Raw genomic sequence first — 20551 nt, 5'->3', positions numbered from 1 at the left:
GTTTATGGAGCGGTTACGAATCAAGGGGCATTCTGGTACCTGCTCGGGGTCTTCGCCGTGCTGGCCAGCATCCATGTGCTGCGCTCGCTGTGCTCTTTCTATGTGAACCAGGCCTTCAGCATCACCTGGCGGGTATGGTTGACCGAGCGCCTGACCCATGACTGGATGCACGGTGATGCTTACTACCGTGGACAATTTCTTGCCGAACCGGTCGACAACCCCGACCAGCGTATCGAGCTGGACGTAAACGCCTTCGTCAGCAACTCCCTGTCCTTGGCCTTGGGGGCAGTCAGTGCGCTGGTGTCCCTGGTGGCGTTCACCGGGATCCTCTGGGGGTTGTCAGCGCCGTTGGCCGTGGCCGGTGTTGAAATTCCCAGGGCGATGGTGTTTGCCGTGTACCTGTATGTGGTCGTCGCCACCTGGATCGCCTTCCGCCTGGGCCAGCCTTTGATTCGCCTGAACTTCCTCAACGAAAAGCTCACCGCCAACTTCCGCTATGCGCTGATGCGCCTGCGTGAGAATGCCGAGAATGTCGCTTTCTACCAAGGTGCCGAGGTTGAGCGGGGCACCTTGCTGGGGCGCTTCGCGGCACTGATCGTGAATGCCTGGGCGCTGGTATTCCGAAACCTCAAGTTCAGTGGTTTCAACCTGGGGGTCAGCCAGGTGGCAGTCGTGTTCCCGTTCATTCTGCAGGCACCGCGCTTCTTCAGCGGGGCAATCAAGCTGGGTGACGTCATGCAAACGTCTCAGGCATTTGGGCAGGTGCAGGATGCACTCTCGTTCTTTCGTGAATCGTACGATGCATTCGCGCAGTACCGGGCTACGCTGGACCGTCTGACCGGTTTTCTCGATGCCAACGCGCAGGCAAGGGCATTGCCGCGGGTACTCACCGCGGAGCAGGCCCATGCGCTGCAGATTGCCGACCTGAAAGTGCTGCGCCCGGATGGACACGCCCTGATCACTGACCTGAACCTGAGCCTGCAAGCTGGCCAGGCGCTGTTGATCAAGGGGCCTTCAGGCAGCGGCAAGACCACCCTGCTACGCGCCCTGGCTGGCCTGTGGCCCTATGCCGAAGGGGAGGTGCGGCGCCCACTGGGCCATCAGGCGCTGTTCTTGTCGCAGCGTCCCTATTTGCCTTTGGGGGACCTGCGCACGGTCATTGCCTACCCGGCGGTGGGGCAGCCCGAGGATCAGGCGCGTATGCAGCAGGTACTGCACCAGGTCAATCTTGGGCACCTGGCCGAGCGCCTGGAGGTCAGCTGCGATTGGGCGCATATTCTGTCGGTGGGCGAGCAGCAGCGCCTGGCTTTTGCCCGGGTTCTGTTCAACCGGCCGCATGTGGTGTTTCTTGATGAGTCCACCTCAGCGATGGATGAGGGGCTCGAGCATGCCCTGTATGCGCTGCTGCGCTCGGAAATGCCTGGGGCACTGTTGCTCAGTGTCGGGCACCGCAGCACCCTGGCAGGTTTTCATACTCACCGGCTGGAGGTGGATGGGCGTGGCGGTTGGTCATTGGTGGCGCAGGCGCCTGCGCTGGCCTAGTGTTCAGCATGCCTGCCTCGCAGCATGCCAAGCACTACGCACCAGCCCGCCACCCGAGGGACTTGATGAAAGCTACCCGTTTGACCCTTATTTGCCATGCCCTGACTCAGGCCCAGAAGACCGGCCGCCTGCACTGCGCCGACGACGGCATCCTGCCGCTTTCGCAACCGCCGGCGCCTCTCCTGCCAGCGGTGCAACTGCTGACGGCGCCAGAGCGGCGCGCCTGCGAAACAGCGGCGTGGTTGTCGAGCACGGTGCATGTCGAGCCCGCCTTGGCCGATTGCGACCTCGGGCATTGGCAGGGCATGGCGCTGAAGCAGTTGCAGGCCGAGCAGCCAGAAGCGTTGGCCGATTGGTTGCAGGAGCCAGCCAGTAACGTGCATGGCGGGGAGTCGTTCGCTGGGCTGTGCCAGCGGATGGCCACCTGGCTGGCGGCTTTCGACAGGCCGGGTGAATGGCTGGCGGTAACCCATCCGCAGGTCATGCGTGCCGTGCTGGTGCAGGTACTGGGCTGCCCTATGAGTGCCGGGCAGCGTATCGATGTGTTGCCGCTATCACGCCTGGAACTGAGCCATACCGGGCAGTGGCGGTTGCGCCTGGGTGAGGTTCAGAACGCCAGCTTGTAGCCGATCAACAACAGCATGGCGGCCAGGCACGGACGCAGCACGCGGTCGGAGATCCGCCCGGTCAGATGGCTGCCCAGGTAGATGCCCGGCAGAGAACCCAGCAGCAGGTAGCCCAGTAGCGACCAGTCCATATTGCCCATGCCGGCATGGCCAAGGCCTGCCACCAGCGTTAGCGGCACGGCATGGGCGATTTCCGTACCGACCAGGCGACGGGTGACCAGAAACGGGTAGAGCAGGAATAACGCCACGGTACCCAGGGCGCCGGCGCCGATGGAGGTCAGGGTCACCATCACCCCCAGCACCACGCCGGTCAGCACGGTGAGGGTGTTCAGGGTACCTGCGCTGAGGTGGTAGTGATCGCCGGCATGGTGGCTGGCGAAAGCCTGCAGCCGCGATTTGAACAGAATGGCCAGCGCGGTGAGGATCAACACCACCGCCAGGCCTTGCTTGATGATGGCATTGAGCGCCGATGTGTCGGTATGCAGGGTGCTCAGGAACCACAGGGTCAATGCGGCCGCAGGCACGCTGCCGAGGCTGAGCAGGCCGGTGATCTTCCAGTCGATGTTCTTGTTGCGTGCATGCACCCAGACGCCACTGGCCTTGGTGATGGCGGCATAGAGCAGATCGGTGCCGACGGCCGTCGCCGGGTTGATACCGAACCACAACAGGATCGGGGTCATCAGCGAACCGCCACCGACGCCGGTCATACCGACGATGAAACCCACGACCAGTCCCGCAATGGTGAAACCAAAAGAACCTACATCCATACGCTACTCGACCGCCCAACATTGCCCGTTATCGGATGCAGCCAGCATATAGATTTTTTTATAGCCAAATAGACTTGTTCGTTATTAGGTTATAACCGCGTAAAGATGGGAGCGCTGGGCGCCCCCCGGCTTCTCAGATCCGGAAACTCCCCACCAGCTGCTTCAAGCGGCCGGCCTGCTGCGCCAGTTGATCGCAGTGGCGCAGGGTTTCGTTAAGGTTCTCCACCCCTTGCTGGTTCAGCGCATTGATCTGGGTAATGTCCAGGTTGAGGCTTTCGACCACGGCGGTCTGCTCTTCGGTCGCGGTGGCCACCGACTGGTTCATGCCGTCGATTTCGCCAATACGCTGGGTGACGCTGGCCAGCCGCTCACCGGCCTGGTTGGCCACTTGCACGGTTTGCTCGCTGGACACCTGGCTGGTGTTCATGGTGTGCACCGCTTCGCGTGAACCGACTTGCAGGCTGGTGATCATGCGGTGGATTTCTTCTGCCGATTCCTGGGTCCGGTGGGCCAGGTTGCGCACCTCGTCGGCCACCACGGCAAAGCCTCTACCCGCTTCGCCCGCGCGTGCTGCCTCGATCGCAGCGTTCAGTGCCAGCAAGTTGGTCTGCTGCGAGATGCCTTTGATCACGTCCAGGATCTTGCCGATTTCATCAGTGCTGGCATTGAGCGTTTCAATCTGTGCGCACGATTCGCTGATGCGCTGCGACAGCGCAGTCATGGCGTTGATCGCTTCTTCCACCACTTCCCGGCCACCGTGGGCCTGCTCGCTGGCACCACTGGCATGCTGCGAGGCATCTGCGGCGTTGCGCGCGATTTCCTGGGTCGCGGCGCCAAGCTCGTTGATGGCTGCGGCCACGCTGTTGGTGCGCATGCTCTGCTCTTCGGAGCCACTGATCGACGCATTCGACGCGCTGACCACTTTCTCCGACAGGTCATGCACCAGGCGGGTGGCCGACGACACTTCGCTGATCGAGGCGTGAATGCGTTCGACAAAGCGGTTGAACGACGTTGCCAGTTCGCCGAATTCGTCCTGGTTCTGCACCACCAGACGGCGGGTCAGGTCGCCTTCACCCTCGGCGATGTCGCGCATGGCGCGGCCCATGGTGGTCAGCGGGCGCATCAGTAGTGGAATCAGCAGGCCCAGCAGGCCGGCAATGGCCGCCACGGCAATCAGCATGGCGATGATGGCCGATGTGCGGAACTGGCTGAGTGCGGCGTAGGCCTTGTCCTTGTCGATCGACAAGCCGATGTACCACTGGGCCGAAGGCAGCCCGGCGACCGGCGCGAACGAAATGATCCGGTCCTGGCCGTTCAGGGTGACATCCTGCATGCTGGCGGCAACGCGCAGGTCGCTGCCGGGGTAGATGTCCTTCAGGTTTTTCATGACCTGGTCTTTGTTCGGGCTGACGATCACCTGGCCATTGGCATCGGCGAGGAAGGCGTGGCCGAGGCCACCGAAATCCACCGAGTTGATGATCTCCACCAAGGTATCGAGGGTCAGGTCACCGCCAACCACACCAATCATTTCCCCCGTGGCCTTGCTTTTCACCGGGGTGGCGATAGTGACCATCAGGCCGCCGACCGCACCCTGGTACGGTGGCGTCAGCACCGTTTGCCCGGCATTGGCCGCCGCTGCATACCAGGGCCGTTGCCGTGGGTCGTAGCCGGCAGGCATCTGGGCGTCCGGGCGCTGGGTGAACACGCCGTTGGCCTGACCGAGGTAGGTGAACAGGAAGTTGCGCGTGTAGGAGGGTTGCTCGATCAACCCGGCCAGGGTCTCGCCGGCACCCTGCTGGCCGATATCCTGGGCCAGGTTTTCCAGCACCAGGATGCGGCCGCTCATCCAGTTTTGCACGCTGCTGGCGGTCAAGGCCCCGGCCTGCTGCACCGAGGCTTCTATGTTCTGGCGGATAGTGTTGCGTTGCAGGTAGTCGTTATAAAGCGTGAACAGGGCGAATGCCAGGACCACGACGCCGCAGGCACTGAGCAGGATCTTGTGGCGAAATTTCAGGTTCATGTTTCGAGACCTTGAGCCAATGTGGGGAGGACGCAGCGCGCTTATGACGTTCTGCGGGGCCTATCGACCGGGATATCGGCTCGGGGGGTAAAACATTGAAGTACTTACAGTAATTTCTTACAGACCTTTCGACAGACGGCACTCAGCCCTTGGTCAGTTGCTCTATCAGCAACCTCGCCGCTTGCTGCAGTGGCTGTTGTTTGCGCCACAGGATATGCACCGGCAGTTGCAACTCGTTGCGCGTATTACGAAAGGCCAGGCGCACCAAGCGCCCGGTTGCCAGCAGTGGGGCTACCCGAGACAACGGCAGGTCGCCCCAGCCCAGGCCGGCTTCGACCATCTGCAGGGCCAGGTCGAAGCTGTCGGTCGACCAGTGCGTGGCGCCGATCAGCGGGCGTGGATCGGCCAGCGGCAGGTCCCGGCTGCGCACGAGGATCTGGCGCACCCGGGTCAGGTCTTCGAGGTAGTGGATGCGTGCTTCACGCAGCGCCGGGTGGCTAGGGGCGAGGGTGGCTACCAAGGCTTCCATACCGATATGTTGAAAGCCCCGGCGCGCATCCACCTGCAGGCCAGCGAAGGCCACGCAAAGATCGGCGCGGCCGCTGTCCAGCAAGTGCAGGGCCTCTTCCTGCGGGGCGCTGAGCAAAGCGATATCGAGCAATGGGTGGCGCACACCGAGGTCGGCGATAGCCGCCAGCAACGGGCGGTGATCGATGTCCGGCACCACCGCCAGCGTCAGGCTGCTTTCAAGCCCCTGCGAGAGCTCCAAGGCATGGACTTGCAACAGCCCGAGTTGCTCGGCAATCAGCCTGGCGTGCGGTTCCAGGGCCAAGGCCCGGGCGGTGGGCCGAACTTCGCGGGGCCCGCGTTCGAACAAGCTGTATCCCAGCTCCGCTTCCAGATTGCCAATGGCCATGCTGACCGCCGACGGGACCCGTTTGAGGGCGCGAGCGGCGGCGGAGAACGAGCCGCGGTCGAGCACGGCAAGAAACAGCTGGATGTTGTCGCTGGAAAAGTTCATGGCAGCCTCCTGTCAGCAGATCTGACAGCTGCTGACTTTTGCTGTCAAGCGAGGTGAAGCATTATCGCACCCTTCGTTATTGGGATTGGAGGGCAATGCAGGTGCAGGGTTTGAAGCGCAAACTGGTGTATGTGACGTGCTATGAGCTGATAGGGCTGAGCATGTCGACCCTCGGGCTGGCTTATCTGTCAGAGACCCAGGCGTCGCATACCGGGCCATTGGCGGTGATGATCACAACCATTGCCATGCTCTGGAACCTGATTTTCAACACGTTGTTCGAGCGCTGGGAAAGCCGCCAGGCCAAGCGCGGCCGCAGCGTGGCGCGACGGGTGGCGCATGCGGTCGGCTTTCAGCTGACCCTGGTGGTGTATCTGATCCCGCTGATTGCCTGGTGGCTGGACATGACACTGGTAGAGGCACTGCTGGTGGACATGGCGTTCATTGTGCTGATCCCTTGCTACACCTTCGCCTACAACTGGGTGTTTGACCGGATCTTCGGCTTACCGACCTCGGCCATGGCCAAGGCTTGACTCGGGCGCTACAGGCCACCGCCTGGTACACCCGCTGCTGGACCGGTGCATGGCCGTCAGGAGCGGGCTTGGCCCTTGCGCGCGGGCTACGCCAGGTCGAGTTTCTCCTCCAGCCGGTCGAGGTGGGTGTGCATCAGCCCCAATGCCGCCTCGGCATCGCCTTGCTCCACGGCATCGATGATCGCCGCGTGTTCTTCCCACGCACAATGTTCGCAGCACGGCGACTCGTAGCGGGCAATGATCAGCGAGGTCATCGGCACCAGGCCGTTGAGAAACCGTGCCAGGGGCGCATTGGCCGCCACTTGCGCCAGTTTGAGGTGGAACTCGCCACCCAGGCGGATCGCCGCGCAACGCTCGCCACTTTCATGGTGCTGGCGCTCACGTTCAACCAACTGGCGCAGTTGGCGTATCTGCGCAGGGCGGGCGCGCTGTGCGGCCAGGGTGATCAGGGTGGTCTCCGCCAGCCGCCGGGCACTGAGCACCTGCCGCGCCTGCTCGGGGTCAGGGGCTGCCAGGTGCGCGGTGTGGCTTGGGCGCTGCACCACCACTTGCTGGTCACACAGGCGCCCGAGCACGCGGCGGATCACGGTACGGCTGACCCCAAACGCCTGGCCCAACGCCTGCTCGGGCAGCAGGCTGCCGGGGGGCAGGCGCTGTTCGAGAATGGCGTCGAACAGCCGTGGGTAGATTTGCTCGGCCGACAGGCGGGTTTCGCCGGCCGCGAGCAGGGCAGGCAAGTGGGGGGCGGCGTTCATGGTCGCTCTCCTCAGGTCATGGATGCAGGTGTTCATCCGGGATGTTCAGCGGGATGCCCATGCGCGCGCCCTCGGCCAGGATGTGCTGGCGCATCTGGGCACTGGCCAGGGCACTGTTGCGTTCGCGAATGGCGCGTACCACTGCCTCGTTCTCCTTCAGCCTTGCCGCCAGATGCTCCGGTGAGTTGCGCAGCATGTCGGCGCTCTGTTTAAGGGCGTTGCCGGTCTGCTGCACGACACTCTGGAAGATCGGGTTGGTGGTCAGGGCGAAGAGGGCCTCATGGAAAGCGATATAGGCCCTGACCCCAGCTTCGCTGTCATCGGCCTCCAGCGCTTCGCGCATGTCCATCAGGGTGAGGCGCAACTGGCCAACATCCTGGCTGTTGGCCGATTGTGCCACCAGGCCGACGATGAACGGTTCAAGGGTGTAGCGCAGTTCCAGTACGTCAGCCAGGCTGGCGGCGGCGCTGGTATCCAGCCCCGGTTCCAGGGCGGCAGCTTCGGCCTCCAGCACCAGTACACCCTTGCCCGGCAGCGCGCGCACCAGGCCCAGGGTTTCCAACACGGTTACCGCTTCGCGCAGGCTGGGCCGGCTGATGCCCAGTTGTTCAGCCAGCTCGCGCTGGCCTGGCAGCATGTCGCCGCTGCGCCACTGGCCGCGGGCCAGGGCCTGGCGGAGTTTTTCCACCACTGAATTGACGACGGTCGATGAGCTGATCACGGTTCGCTCCTTGAAGGGCCGGCATCAGTGCCGGCCACGTTCGCTCAGAATTCCTGCTGGTGGGCATTGGGCTGTTTGCGTGGCAACGGGGCAAAGCCGGGTTTGCCTGCCAGTACGTTGTTGGCACGCTCCAGGTCGATGTCCTTTTCCCAGCGGGCAATCGCCACGGTGGCTACACAGTTGCCGATCAGGTTGGTCAGTGCCCGGCCGATGCCCATGAACCAGTCCACGGCAAGTACCAGCACCAGGCCGACAACCGGAATCGCCGGTACGGCAGTCAACGTGGCCGCCAGGATCACCAGCGCCGAGCCAGGGATGCCGTGCGCGCCTTTCGAAGTTACCAGCGACACCAGCAGAATGGTCAGCAGGTCAGTCATCTCCAGCGGTGTGCCGGTGGCGTTGGCGATGAACACGATGGCCAGCGTCAGGTAGATGGAGAAACCGTCCAGGTTGAACGAGTAGCCGGTGGGAATCACCAGCCCCACCGTGGAACTGCCGATGCCCAGGTGTTCCAGCTTGCGCATGATCTGCGGCAGAACGGCGTCGGAAGAGGCGGTGCCCAGCACGATGGTCAGCTCTTCACGCAGGTACTTGATCAGTGGCAGCAGTTTCAGGCCCGACAGGCGCATCACGGTACCCAGCACGATCAGCACGAAGCCTGCACAGGTCAGGTAGAACAGCGCTACCAGGCCGCCCAGGTGCTGCAGCGATTCCAGGCCGTACTTGCTGGTGGTGAAGGCGATGGCACCGAATACACCGATCGGGGCCAGGCGCACGATCATGCCCATGATACGGAAGATCACATGGCTCAGTTCGTTGATCAGCCGCGAAATGCCGGCGGCCGAGTCGCCCACCAGGTTCAATGCGCTGCCGAACAGCACCGAAAACAGCAGCACCTGAAGGATGTTGTTGTCGGCGAAGGCGCCGATCACCGAGGTAGGGATCAGGTCCATGAAGAACGCTGCGGCGCCATGGATGTGTTGACCGCGCTCGGCCAGGCTGCTGGCATCGGCACTGGACAGTTGGTCCAGGTGAATATTGGCGCCGCTGCCGATGCCGCTGCTGAAGGCGAATACCAGGCCGATCACCAACGCCAGGGTGGTCAGCACTTCAAAGTAGATTACCGACTTCAAGCCGATGCGCCCGACCTTTTTCAGGTCGCCCGCGCCCGAGATACCACTGACCACCACGCAGAACACGATCAGGCCGATGAGCATCTTGATCAGCTTGATGAAGCCGTCGCCTAGGGGTTTGAGTTGTAGCGAAAGGTCGGGGAAGCTGAGGCCGCAGGCAATGCCGAGGGCAAGGCCAAGTACGACTTGCAGGAATATCGAACGCGAGCACCATTTGAGCATGGGAGAAGTCTCAGATCGGTGTCCTTGCTTCGGTAGCCGCACGGGGCGAAAGAGCGCAGGACTTAATTATTGTGGTCTTACCGGTTTGTTCAGCGCGATGCCATAAAAGCGCGAAAAATCGTTCTTTGCAAGGATTTTTGGCCTTACCGGTCTGACCAGTTATGGGGCAATTGGGCCTGCCGCGCTCTAGTTCTGTGCGCAGCGTGACGTTCATGGTTTGAGCAGGGCATGCGAGCAAGCAGGCTCCCGTGCCGCTGATACCCTTGAACCTGATTCGGGCTGGGCCCGCCCCATACGGCCAGTGCAAACTACCTGCCAATCCCGCCTCGCGTTCGCCATTTCTTGTGGTGCATCAAGCCCGAGCCCTCGAAACCGGGCAAAAAAAACGGCACCTGCCAGAGGTGCCGTTTTCGCTACGTGCCAACTTTACTTGTGCAGCTCTTGCGCCGCGTACAGCGTGTTCTCCAGCAGGCACGCCCGGGTCATTGGCCCAACCCCGCCCGGCACTGGGGTGATCCAGCCGGCGCGGGGCAGGGCGGTCTCGTAGACCACATCGCCGACCAGCTTGCCGTCCGCCTGGCGGTTGATGCCCACGTCAATGACGATGGCGCCTTCCTTGATCCACTCACCTTTGACCAGGCCCGGCTTGCCCGCGGCCACTACCACCAGATCGGCGCGGCCTACATGGCCGGCCAAGTCCTTGGTAAAGCGGTGGCAAACAGTCACGGTGCAGCCGGCCAGCAGCAGCTCCATGGCCATTGGGCGGCCAACGATGTTGGAAGCGCCGACGATGACGGCGTTCATGCCGTACAGATCCTGGCCGGTGCTTTCCAGCAGGGTCATGATGCCTTTTGGTGTGCACGGGCGCAGCAGCGGAATACGCTGGGCCAGACGGCCGATGTTGTACGGGTGGAAGCCGTCCACGTCCTTGTCAGGGCGAATGCGTTCGAGCAGCAGCGACGCCTCCAGGTGCGCCGGTAGCGGCAACTGCAGCAGAATACCGTCGACGGCCGGGTCGTCGTTAAGACGGTCGATCAGCTCGGTCAGGGCTTCTTGCGTGGTCTCGGCGGGCAGGTCGAAAGCCTGCGAAATGAAGCCGACCTCTTCGCAGTCCTTGCGCTTGTGCGAGACATAGACTTGGGAGGCGGGGTCGGTGCCGACCAGGATCACCGCCAGGCCCGGCGTACGCAGGCCTTGCTGGCGACGCTCCACGACACGTTGAGCGATCTGCTGGCGCAGGCTGGCGGCGATTGCCTTGCCATCGATTAGGTGTGCAGTCATAGACGCGTGATTAACCATCGAGAAGGAAACAATAAAGAGCGCGCATTCTCGCACGACATGGGCGAAGGGCAAAGGCGGGTGGTCGGGCAAATCCCCTAAGCCCTTAAATAATTTAAATTTTTTTGAAAAAGGTGTTGACGACTTTCGGGGTCGCCTATAAGATTCGCCGCACTTGTCGGGCACAGCCTAGCACTGGTTGGCTAAGTCGGGCAGAATGGGTCGTTTGGCAGTTAGCTGTTAAATACTTGTTCGGTTAGGCTTGAAGCTTAAGCGCCCGTAGCTCAGCTGGATAGAGCATCCGCCTTCTAAGCGGATGGTCGCAGGTTCGAGTCCTGCCGGGTGCGCCATTAGGCAGCTTTGGCAAGCAAGTTGGCTGTAATGCAATATGGTGGGCGTAGCTCAGTTGGTAGAGCGCTGGATTGTGATTCCAGTTGTCGTGGGTTCGATTCCCATCGTCCACCCCATATTTTCGAAGGCGCCTCGATAGCATCTGGCGCCTTTGTTTTAAGCGTTACGCGGACGTGGTGAAATTGGTAGACACACTGGATTTAGGTTCCAGCGGCGCAAGCTGTAAGAGTTCGAGTCTCTTCGTCCGCACCATGTTTTTGTAAGGTTGTACCGTAACACCGCTATATGGTGGGCGTAGCTCAGTTGGTAGAGCGCTGGATTGTGATTCCAGTTGTCGTGGGTTCGATTCCCATCGTCCACCCCATATTTTAAAGAGGCGCCTTGGTCGTGAGATCAGGCGCCTTTTTTGTTTTCATTGCTCCGTCATGCGGGCACTGCACGGTTCAGCACAAAATCTTCGTGAGTCCCCCCTTGCAATGCTCTGGTGGCAGCCCAATAAAAGCTGTTAGATTTCAGCCGGTTGAAGCGCCGGCCCCGTTGGCCGGCAGAGGAACAGCCCGATGATTGCAAAAGAAGCCCGTCAGGCCTTGGCGCTGCAGCGCTTTGCCGACGCCAACCCGCAGCTGCTCGAGGAAATTCGCGAGCTGGATGCGCGCGAGCAGGCCCAGCAAATCGAGTGGGCGTTCGAAGATGTGGCCCAGGAGCAGGGGCTGCAGCCCTGGGAGCTGGCGCTGCAACTGATCGCCGAAAGCCCGGAACAGTTGCGGGCCATGCGCCTTGAAACGCATCGCGAGGTCGCCGAGGCGCTGGGCCTGGAGTGGGAAGAATACTGTCAGTTCAACGAAGTCGACCCTGAATAAAGGCAGCGAATTCGCCACTGGCAGTTGTTTGACAAGTTATTACGGCTGCACTGCGCCATGGGCAGGGTGCCGCTCTTGATGAAGGAGGCCCGGCGGCACGCCGTGCGGGCCTTGAAAGCTAATCGACCGGCGTGGTTTCCCGTCGTCCCGTGTGGGGTGACTTCTGCCGCGCGACTCACTAGAATGCTTGCCCTTGATTCTGGAGTCGGGCTAACGCCGGCTAACGTCTGTGCAACGAGGAATATCCATGCAAGTTTCTGTTGAAAACACTTCCGCTCTCGAGCGCCGCATGACCATCGCCGTTCCGGCCGAGCGCGTCGAGAACGAAGTCAACAAGCGTCTGCAACAGACTGCCAAGCGCGCCAAGGTTGCCGGCTTCCGCCCAGGCAAGGTGCCAATGAGCGTGATCCGTCAGCGCTTCGAAGCCGATGCACGCCAGGAGGCGTTCGGTGATCTGGTCCAGGCTTCCTTCTATGAGGCCATCGTTGAGCAGAAGCTGAACCCTGCTGGTGCCCCGTCCGTTGAACCCAAGTCGTTCGAAAAAGGCAAGGACCTGGAGTTCGTCGCCATCTTCGAAGTGTTCCCGGAGTTCACCGTTTCCGGCCTGGAGTCGATCAACGTTGAGCGCCTGAGCGCCGAAGTGGCCGACGCCGACCTGGACAACATGCTGGAAGTGCTGCGCAAGCAGAACACTCGCTTCGAAGCTGTCGAGCGCGCCGCGCAGAACGACGATCAGGTCAACATCGATTTCGTTGGCAAGGTCGACGGTGAAGCGTTCGCCGGTGGCTCTGCCAAAGGCACCCAGCTGGTACTGGGTTCCGGCCGCATGATCCCGGGCTTCGAAGACGGTCTGGTGGGCGCCAAGGCTGGCGAAGAGCGCGTTGTCAACGTGACCTTCCCAGAGGACTACCAGAACCTGGACCTGGCCGGCAAAGCCGCCGAGTTCACCATCACCGTCAACAGCGTTTCGGCCCCTGTGCTGCCTGAGCTGAACGAAGAGTTCTTCGCCCAGTTCGGTATCAAGGAATCGACCCTGGAAGGCTTCCGCGCCGAAGTTCGCAAGAACATGGAGCGTGAGCTGCGCCAGGCAATCAAGACCAAGGTGAAGAACCAGGTCATGGACGGTCTGCTGGCCGCCAACCCGATCGAAGCGCCGAAGGCCCTGCTGGAAAACGAAGTCAACCGTCTGCGCGTCCAGGCTGTTCAGCAGTTCGGTGGCAACATCAAGCCTGACCAACTGCCTGCCGAGCTGTTCGAAGAACAAGCCAAGCGCCGTGTAGTGCTGGGCCTGATCGTCGCCGAAGTGGTCAAGCAGTTCGAGCTCAAGCCGGACGATGCCAAGGTTCGCGAGATGATCGAAGAAATGGCTTCGGCTTACCAGGAGCCTGAGCAGGTCATCGCTTGGTACTACAAGAACGACCAGCAAATGAACGAAGTGCGTTCGGTTGTGCTGGAAGAGCAAGTTGTAGATACTGTTCTGCAGAAAGCGACTGTGACCGACAAGTCGGTCTCGTACGAAGATGCCGTAAAACCAGCCCAGGCACCTGCCGAAGCTGAGTAATACGTTTTCTCTCGTAGGAAAACCCCACAAGCCAGCCTTCGAGCTGGCTTGTGCGTTATCAAGCCATGACTATTTGGGAGTGAGCGCAGGACATGTCCCGCAATTCTTATATTCAGCAGAGCTCTGACATCCAGGCCGCAGGCGGCCTGGTCCCGATGGTTATCGAGCAGTCCGCCCGTGGCGAGCGTGCGTACGACATCTATTCGCGCCTGTTGAAGGAGCGAGTGATTTTCCTGGTTGGCCCGGTTGAAGACTACATGGCCAACCTGGTCGTAGCGCAGATGCTGTTCCTCGAAGCGGAAAACCCGGACAAGGATATCCATCTCTACATCAACTCCCCGGGCGGCTCCGTCACCGCGGGCATGTCGATCTACGACACCATGCAGTTCATCAAGCCGGACGTCTCGACCATCTGCATCGGCCAGGCCTGCAGCATGGGCGCCTTCCTGCTGGCCGCAGGTGCCAAGGGCAAGCGTCACTGCCTGCCGAACTCGCGCGTGATGATTCACCAGCCGCTGGGCGGCTTCCAGGGCCAGGCGACCGATATCGAGATCCATGCCCAGGAAATTCTCAATATCAAGGCGCGCCTGAACGAGTTGCTGGCCTACCACACCGGCCAGGATCTGGAGACCATCAAGCGTGACACCGAACGCGACAACTTCATGAGCGCCTCGCGCGCAGCCGAGTATGGCCTGATCGACTCGGTCTACGACAAGCGGCAACTGGCCTCCTGAACCGGGGGGTCAGAGCAGGTGGGTGCCCAAAGCGCCCACCTGCGGACTTGAAAAAGCCCGCAATTGCCTTCATCTTGTGTTGCAAGCCTACCGGATTGGATCGATCGAATGACTGACACCCGTAACGGCGAGGACAGCGGCAAATTGCTCTATTGCTCCTTCTGCGGCAAAAGCCAGCACGAAGTGCGCAAATTGATTGCCGGGCCCTCGGTATTTATCTGCGACGAGTGCGTCGACCTGTGCAATGACATCATCCGTGAGGAGGTGCAGGAAGCCCAGGCCGAGAGCAGCGCGCACAAATTGCCTTCGCCGAAAGAAATCAGCGGCATCCTGGACCAGTACGTCATTGGTCAGGAGCGCGCGAAAAAGGTGCTGGCTGTAGCGGTGTACAACCACTACAAGCGCCTTAACCAGCGTGACAAGAAGGGTGACGAAGTCGAACTGGGCAAGAGCAACATCCTGCTCATCGGGCCTACTGGCTCGGGCAAGACCCTGCTCGCCGAAACCCTGGCACGCCTGTTGAACGTACCGTTCACCATTGCCGACGCCACCACCCTGACCGAGGCCGGTTATGTGGGTGAAGACGTCGAGAACATCATTCAGAAGCTGTTGCAGAAGTGCGACTACGATGTGGAAAAGGCCCAGATGGGCATTGTCTACATCGACGAAATCGACAAGATCTCGCGCAAGTCGGACAACCCGTCCATCACCCGTGACGTCTCGGGCGAGGGCGTGCAGCAGGCGCTGTTGAAGCTGATCGAAGGCACCGTGGCCTCGGTACCGCCGCAAGGGGGGCGCAAGCACCCGCAACAGGAGTTCCTGCAGGTTGACACCCGCAACATCCTGTTCATCTGCGGTGGCGCGTTCTCGGGCCTTGAAAAGGTCATCCAGAACCGTTCCACCAAAGGTGGCATTGGTTTCGGCGCTGAAGTGCGTAGCAAGGAAGAAGGCAAGAAGGTTGGCGAGTCCCTGCGTGAGGTCGAGCCGGACGATCTGGTCAAGTTTGGCCTGATTCCGGAGTTCGTCGGCCGCCTGCCGGTTCTGGCTACCCTGGACGAGCTGGACGAGGCTGCATTGGTGCAGATCCTCACCGAGCCGAAGAACGCCCTCACCAAGCAGTATGCCAAGCTGTTCGAGATGGAAAGCGTCGACCTGGAGTTCCGCAGCGATGCGCTCAAGGCCGTGGCACGCAGGGCTTTGGAGCGCAAAACCGGCGCCCGTGGCCTGCGTTCTATTCTCGAAGGTGTGCTGCTCGACACCATGTACGAGATCCCTTCGCAGAAGGATGTCAGCAAGGTGGTGATCGACGAGAGCGTCATCGACGGCACTTCGCAGCCGCTGATGATCTACGAGAACAGTGAGCCGCAAGCCAAGGCTGCGCCAGACGCCTGATACAGGCAAAGGCCAGTTTGTGGTTGCAAGCATGAAGGGGCCTACGGGCCCCTTCATGCTTTTCCTGTGCTAATGCTTGTAATTTCCCAAGCCTGCCCCCACATTAGGTCCAAGCATCATTTCCACCGGTTTCCGGCCACAAGGCCGCTGTAGAGGCGAAATCATGAAGACCACCCTCGACTTGCCTCTTTTGCCATTGCGCGATGTCGTTGTATACCCGCACATGGTTATCCCGCTGTTTGTGGGGCGTGAAAAGTCCATAGAAGCCCTTGAGGCTGCGATGACGGGCGAAAAGCAGATCCTCCTGCTGGCCCAGAAAAACCCAGCCGATGATGATCCTGGCGAAGACGCCTTGTACCGTGTCGGTACTGTTGCCACCGTGCTGCAACTGTTGAAGCTGCCTGATGGCACCGTCAAGGTGCTGGTCGAAGGCGAACAGCGTGGCGCCGTCGAGCGCTTCACCGAAGTGGAAGGGCACATCCGTGCCGAAGTTTCGCTGATCGACGAAACCGACTCCGCCGAGCGCGAGTCGGAAGTTTTCGTGCGCACGCTACTGTCGCAGTTCGAACAGTATGTGCAGCTGGGTAAAAAAGTCCCTGCCGAAGTGCTGTCGTCGCTCAACAGCATCGAAGAGCCAGGGCGGCTGGTCGATACCATGGCTGCGCACATGGCCCTGAAGATCGAGCAGAAGCAGGAAATCCTCGAGATTGTCGACCTCACCGCCCGCGTGGAGCACGTGCTGGCACTGCTGGATGCCGAAATCGACCTGTTGCAGGTGGAAAAGCGCATTCGCGGTCGGGTCAAGAAGCAGATGGAGCGCAGCCAGCGCGAGTACTACCTGAATGAGCAGATGAAGGCCATTCAGAAAGAGCTCGGCGATGGTGACGAAGGCCACAACGAAGTCGAAGAGCTGAAAAAGCGTATCGAAGCTGCCGGCCTGCCCAAGGATGCCTTGACCAAGGCCCAGGCTGAGCTCAACAAGCTCAAGCAGATGTCGCCGATGTCAGCCGAAGCCACCGTGGTGCGCTCGTACCTCGACTGGCTGGTGCAGGTGCCGTGGAAGGCCCAGAGCAAAGTCCGCCTGGACCTGGCCAAAGCCGAGGAGATCCTTGATGCCGACCATTATGGTCTGGAAGAGGTCAAGGAGCGCATCCTCGAGTACCTCGCCGTACAGAAACGGGTGAAGAAAATCCGTGGTCCTGTGCTGTGCCTGGTAGGTCCACCCGGCGTCGGCAAGACTTCGCTCGCCGAATCGATCGCCACCGCCACCAACCGCAAGTTCGTGCGCATGGCACTGGGCGGGGTGCGTGACGAAGCCGAGATCCGTGGTCACCGTCGTACCTACATCGGTTCGATGCCGGGCCGCCTGATCCAGAAGATGACCAAGGTGGGTGTACGCAACCCGCTGTTCCTGCTCGATGAAATCGACAAGATGGGCAGCGACATGCGTGGCGACCCTGCCTCGGCGTTGCTCGAAGTGCTCGACCCGGAGCAGAACCACAACTTCAATGACCACTACCTGGAGGTCGATTACGACCTCTCGGACGTCATGTTCCTGTGCACCTCGAACTCGATGAACATTCCACCGGCGCTGCTGGACCGCATGGAAATCATCCGCCTGCCGGGGTACACCGAGGACGAGAAGATCAACATCGCCATCAAGTACCTGGTGCCCAAGCAGGTCAAGGCCAACGGCTTGAAGAAAGACGAGCTGGAGGTCGATGTCTCGGCGATTCGCGACATCATCCGCTTCTACACCCGTGAGGCCGGTGTGCGTGGCCTGGAGCGGCAGATCGCCAAGGTTTGCCGTAAAGTGGTCAAGGAACATACCGGGCAGAAGCAGGTCAAGGTCAAGGTGGCCAGCGAGCAGCTGGAGCACCTGCTGGGCGTGCGCAAGTTCCGCTACGGCCTGGCCGAGCAGCAAGACCAGATCGGCCAGGTTACCGGCCTGGCCTGGACCCAGGTGGGCGGCGAGTTGCTGACCATCGAAGCCGTGGTTATCCCGGGCAAGGGCCAACTGATCAAGACGGGCTCGCTGGGCGATGTCATGGTCGAATCGATCACTGCCGCGCAAACCGTGGTGCGCAGCCGCGCCCACAGCCTGGGTATAGCCGCCGGCTTCCACGAGAAGCACGACGTGCACATCCACATGCCCGAAGGGGCCACACCGAAAGACGGCCCGAGTGCCGGTATCGGCATGTGCACCGCGTTGGTCTCGGCCCTTACGCAGATTCCGGTGCGCGCTGATGTCGCCATGACGGGTGAAATCACCTTGCGCGGCCAGGTGCTGGCAATTGGCGGGTTGAAGGAAAAACTGCTGGCAGCACATCGGGGCGGTATCAAGACGGTCATCATTCCGGAGGAGAACGTTCGCGATCTGAAGGAAATTCCGGAAAATATCAAACAGGATCTGCAGATCAAACCCGTCAAATGGATTGACGAAGTCCTGCAAATTGCGCTGCAATACGCCCCGGAGCCCTTGCCAGATGTGGCTCCTGAGATCGTCGCGAAAGAAGAGAAGCGCGACAGCGATGCCAAGGAAAGAATCAGCACGCATTAGTGGTTTTTGTCTGGGAGGCTTTCCTTGACAGTTTTTTCGAGGCCTTGCTATAAAGCGGCTCGTTATTGTCAACAAGCCTCCCAACGTACGTTTCGTAAGCTTTCCATTACATACTTAGAAACAAACTCAATAGAGAAATAAGGGGACTTAGAGTGAACAAGTCGGAACTGATTGACGCTATCGCCGTATCGGCTGACATTTCCAAAGCTGCTGCAGGTAAGGCTCTGGACGCTGTGATCGACTCCGTAACCGGTGCCCTGAAAGCAGGCGACGACGTCGTTCTGGTTGGCTTCGGAACCTTCTCGGTCAAAGAGCGCGCCGAGCGCACTGGCCGTAACCCACAAACCGGCAAGGCGATCAAGATTGCAGCCGCCAAGGTTCCAGGTTTCAAGGCAGGCAAAGGCCTGAAAGACGCCGTCAACTAAGTCGTCTTCAGCCGGACCCGGCCAGGCCTGGTCCGAGCACGCTGATGGCGGGGCGCAAACGTTCCCGCCTGACACGTTTGCTAAGCAAAGGCGCATCCTCGGATGCGCCTTTCTTTTATCAGGATTCTACCCACGCTCCGCGGTTGTCGACGCAGTGGTACAGCCGTTTCTGGGGGACGCATGCTGCAAAATATCAGGGACAATTCACAAGGTTGGATTGCCAAGTCCATCATCGGCCTAATCGTCGTATTGATGGCGTTGACCGGTTTCGAAGCCATTTTTCAGGCCGCCACACATAGCCAGGACGCCGCCAAGGTAAACGGCCAGACCATCAGCCAGAACGAGCTGAGCCAGGCGGCCGACATGCAGCGCCGCCAGCTGATGCAACAGTTGGGCAAGGACTTCGACCCAGCGCTGCTGGATGAAAAACTGCTGCGTGAAGAGGCCCTCAAGGGCCTGATCAGCCGCAAGCTCTTGCTGCAGGGGGCTGAAGACGCCAAGTTCGCCTTCTCCGATGCCGCGCTGGATCAGGTGATCCTGCAAACGCCGGAGTTCCAGGTAGACGGTAAATTCAGCGCCGATCGCTTCGACCAGGTCATTCGCCAGATGGGTTATGGCCGCATGCAGTTCCGCGACATGCTGGCCGAGGAAATGCTCATCGGCCAGTTGCGCACCGGCCTGGCCGGCAGCAGCTTCGTCACCGACCAGCAAGTCGATGCCTTCGCCCGCCTCGAGAAGCAGACCCGCGACTTCGCCTCCCTGACCTTCAAGGCCGACCCGGCCGCGGTCAAGGTCAGCGACGCCGAGGTCAAGGCGCACTACGACCAGCACGCCAAGGAGTTCATGTCGCCTGACCAGGTGGTGATCGACTACATCGAGCTGAAAAAGTCTGCCTACTTCGACCAGGTCAAGGTGACCGACGAAGAGCTCAAGGCCCAGTACGAGAAAGAAATCGCCAACCTCGCCGAGCAACGCCACGCGGCGCACATCCTGATCGAAGTGAACGACAAGGTCAGCGATGCACAGGCCAAGGCCCGTGCTGAAGAGATCGAGCAGCGCCTGGCCAAGGGTGAGAACTTTGCCACCCTGGCCAAGGAGTTCTCCCAGGACCCGGGTTCGGCCGGCAACGGTGGTGACCTTGGTTTCGCCGGCCCGGGTGTGTATGACCCGGCCTTCGAAGAGGCGCTGTACAAGCTGCAGGATGGCCAGGTATCGGCGCCGGTGCGTACCCAGTTCGGTTACCACCTGATCAAGCTGTTGGGCGTACAGGCGCCAGAGGTGCCGAGCTTCGCCAGCCTGAAGGACAAGCTTACCCGTGACCTGAAGACCCCGCTGGTCGAGCAGCGTTACGTGGATGCCAGCAAGCAGCTGCAGGATGCTGCCTATGAGGCTTCCGACCTGGCCCAGCCGGCCCAGGACCTGAACCTCAAGGTCCACACCTCTGCACCATTCGGTCGCGAAGGCGGCGAAGGCATTACTGCCAACCGTTCGGTGGTGCAGGCTGCGTTTTCCGAAGAAGTACTCGACGAGGGGGCCAACAGTACCGCCATCGAGCTCGACCCGGAAACCACCGTGGTATTGCGCGTCAAGGAGCACCGCAAGCCTGAGCAACTGCCGCTGGAGGCAGTGGCCCAGAATATCCGCCAGCACCTGGCCAAGGAGAAGGCCACGGCCGAACTCAAGGCCAAGGCGGACAAGCTGATCGCCGGCCTGCGCGACGGTTCCATTGCTGCTGGCAGTGTGCATGAGGGCCAGGGCTGGAAAACCCACGAAGCCGTGACCCGCGGTGAGGAAGGCATCGATCCTGAGGAGCTGCAGGCGCTGTTCCGCCTGGCGAAACCGCAAGCCAAGGACAAGCCGGTGTATGGCAGCGTCGTGCTGCGTGACGGTAGCCTGGTGGTGCTGCAGCTCAAGGGCGTCAACGAAGGCACTACCGCCACCGACGAAGAGAAGCAGCAGATTCGCCGCTACCTTGCCTCGCGTGCCGGCCAGCAAGACTTCGCGGCCTACCGCAAGCAGCTGGAAGCCAATGCCGACATCACCCGTTACTGAC

Annotated in this window: 16 protein-coding genes, 4 tRNA genes and 2 pseudogenes; 14 read left to right on the top strand and 8 right to left on the bottom strand. The window is 60.9% G+C overall.

From position 1 onward, the window contains the following. Together GYA94_RS19110 and GYA94_RS19105 are read left to right on the top strand one after the other, a co-directional pair. Positions 1-1542, top strand: a 1542-nt coding sequence (locus GYA94_RS19110; RefSeq protein ID WP_161892884.1) for an ABC transporter ATP-binding protein/permease, incomplete at its 5' end; no start/stop codon positions are given. 65 nt (positions 1543-1607) lie between these two features. Then, positions 1608-2168, top strand: coding sequence for a histidine phosphatase family protein (locus tag GYA94_RS19105; RefSeq protein ID WP_161892883.1), 561 nt, complete (start codon positions 1608-1610; stop codon positions 2166-2168). Here GYA94_RS19105 and GYA94_RS19100 read toward each other — a convergent pair. The 4 genes and pseudogenes from GYA94_RS19100 to GYA94_RS19090 all read right to left on the bottom strand — a co-directional run bounded on the left by GYA94_RS19100 (position 2150) and on the right by GYA94_RS19090 (position 5976). Beyond that, entirely contained in the window at positions 2150-2935 is a 786-nt protein-coding gene (locus GYA94_RS19100) for a sulfite exporter TauE/SafE family protein (protein WP_009682648.1), read from the bottom strand. The two genes, GYA94_RS19105 and GYA94_RS19100, sit on opposite strands and share 19 nt — an antisense overlap. A 133-nt stretch (positions 2936-3068) precedes the next feature. Next, a pseudogene (mcpA, locus tag GYA94_RS28785) lies at positions 3069-3665 on the bottom strand (methyl-accepting chemotaxis protein McpA); the annotation flags it as partial. Between the two features lie 258 nt (positions 3666-3923). Beyond that, positions 3924-4955 (bottom strand): annotated as a pseudogene (gene mcpA, locus GYA94_RS28780) (methyl-accepting chemotaxis protein McpA); the annotation flags it as partial. Between the two features lie 142 nt (positions 4956-5097). Further along, on the bottom strand, positions 5098-5976 hold the full coding sequence (locus GYA94_RS19090; protein WP_110679587.1) for a LysR family transcriptional regulator: 879 nt from the start codon (positions 5974-5976) through the stop codon (positions 5098-5100). A 101-nt stretch (positions 5977-6077) separates the two neighbouring features. On the opposite strand from GYA94_RS19090, the gene GYA94_RS19085 reads away from it, so the two are divergent. Next, positions 6078-6506: a PACE efflux transporter gene (locus tag GYA94_RS19085; RefSeq protein WP_009682645.1), complete on the top strand. Its 429-nt coding sequence runs from the start codon at positions 6078-6080 to the stop codon at positions 6504-6506. Between the two features lie 86 nt (positions 6507-6592). Here GYA94_RS19085 and GYA94_RS19080 read toward each other — a convergent pair whose 3' ends face one another. The 4 genes from GYA94_RS19080 to folD form a co-directional block, all read right to left on the bottom strand. Further along, positions 6593-7261 carry a GntR family transcriptional regulator gene (locus tag GYA94_RS19080; RefSeq protein ID WP_054905976.1) on the bottom strand — a complete coding sequence of 223 codons (669 nt, stop codon included), beginning with the start codon at positions 7259-7261 and terminating at the stop codon, positions 6593-6595. Between the two features lie 16 nt (positions 7262-7277). Beyond that, positions 7278-7982: a FadR/GntR family transcriptional regulator gene (locus GYA94_RS19075; protein ID WP_029884962.1), complete on the bottom strand. Its 705-nt coding sequence runs from the start codon at positions 7980-7982 to the stop codon at positions 7278-7280. Positions 7983-8026: 44 nt separating this feature from the next. Then, positions 8027-9337 (bottom strand): C4-dicarboxylate transporter DctA, encoded by a 1311-nt coding sequence (locus GYA94_RS19070; protein ID WP_009682642.1) that lies wholly within the window; start codon positions 9335-9337, stop codon positions 8027-8029. A 426-nt stretch (positions 9338-9763) separates the two neighbouring features. Then, positions 9764-10618, bottom strand: coding sequence for a bifunctional methylenetetrahydrofolate dehydrogenase/methenyltetrahydrofolate cyclohydrolase FolD (gene folD, locus GYA94_RS19065; RefSeq protein ID WP_009682641.1), 855 nt, complete (start codon positions 10616-10618; stop codon positions 9764-9766). A gap of 270 nt (positions 10619-10888) precedes the next feature. On the opposite strand from folD, the gene GYA94_RS19060 reads away from it, so the two are divergent. The 11 genes from GYA94_RS19060 (at position 10889) to GYA94_RS19010 (ending at position 20550) form a co-directional block, all read left to right on the top strand. Then, positions 10889-10965, top strand: a tRNA-Arg gene (locus GYA94_RS19060). Positions 10966-11006: 41 nt separating this feature from the next. Next, positions 11007-11082 (top strand) — tRNA-His (locus GYA94_RS19055). Between the two features lie 51 nt (positions 11083-11133). Further along, positions 11134-11218, top strand: a tRNA-Leu gene (locus GYA94_RS19050). Between the two features lie 36 nt (positions 11219-11254). Further along, positions 11255-11330 (top strand) — tRNA-His (locus GYA94_RS19045). Positions 11331-11526: 196 nt separating this feature from the next. After that, positions 11527-11826, top strand: coding sequence for a DUF6388 family protein (locus tag GYA94_RS19040; RefSeq protein ID WP_110679588.1), 300 nt, complete (start codon positions 11527-11529; stop codon positions 11824-11826). Between the two features lie 247 nt (positions 11827-12073). Then, entirely contained in the window at positions 12074-13387 is a 1314-nt protein-coding gene (tig, locus tag GYA94_RS19035) for a trigger factor (protein ID WP_029884960.1), read from the top strand. A gap of 92 nt (positions 13388-13479) precedes the next feature. Continuing rightward, positions 13480-14121 carry an ATP-dependent Clp endopeptidase proteolytic subunit ClpP gene (gene clpP, locus GYA94_RS19030; RefSeq protein WP_009683825.1) on the top strand — a complete coding sequence of 214 codons (642 nt, stop codon included), beginning with the start codon at positions 13480-13482 and terminating at the stop codon, positions 14119-14121. A 108-nt stretch (positions 14122-14229) separates the two neighbouring features. After that, the gene (gene clpX, locus GYA94_RS19025) at positions 14230-15513 is read left to right on the top strand and encodes an ATP-dependent Clp protease ATP-binding subunit ClpX (protein ID WP_054911999.1); all 1284 of its coding nucleotides are present in this window, start codon (positions 14230-14232) and stop codon (positions 15511-15513) included. Between the two features lie 163 nt (positions 15514-15676). After that, positions 15677-18073, top strand: coding sequence for an endopeptidase La (lon, locus tag GYA94_RS19020; protein WP_009683827.1), 2397 nt, complete (start codon positions 15677-15679; stop codon positions 18071-18073). Between the two features lie 152 nt (positions 18074-18225). Further along, positions 18226-18498 (top strand): nucleoid-associated protein HU-beta, encoded by a 273-nt coding sequence (hupB, locus tag GYA94_RS19015; protein WP_054883552.1) that lies wholly within the window; start codon positions 18226-18228, stop codon positions 18496-18498. Positions 18499-18678: 180 nt separating this feature from the next. Further along, positions 18679-20550, top strand: coding sequence for a SurA N-terminal domain-containing protein (locus tag GYA94_RS19010; RefSeq protein ID WP_009683829.1), 1872 nt, complete (start codon positions 18679-18681; stop codon positions 20548-20550). The last annotated feature ends 1 nt before the right edge of the window (position 20551 follow it).

Source organism: Pseudomonas juntendi (assembly GCF_009932375.1).
Taxonomy (GTDB): Bacteria; Pseudomonadota; Gammaproteobacteria; order Pseudomonadales; family Pseudomonadaceae; genus Aquipseudomonas; species Aquipseudomonas juntendi.
Note: the sequence above shows the minus strand (reverse complement) of the source record. Positions and strands in the feature narration are given on the sequence as shown.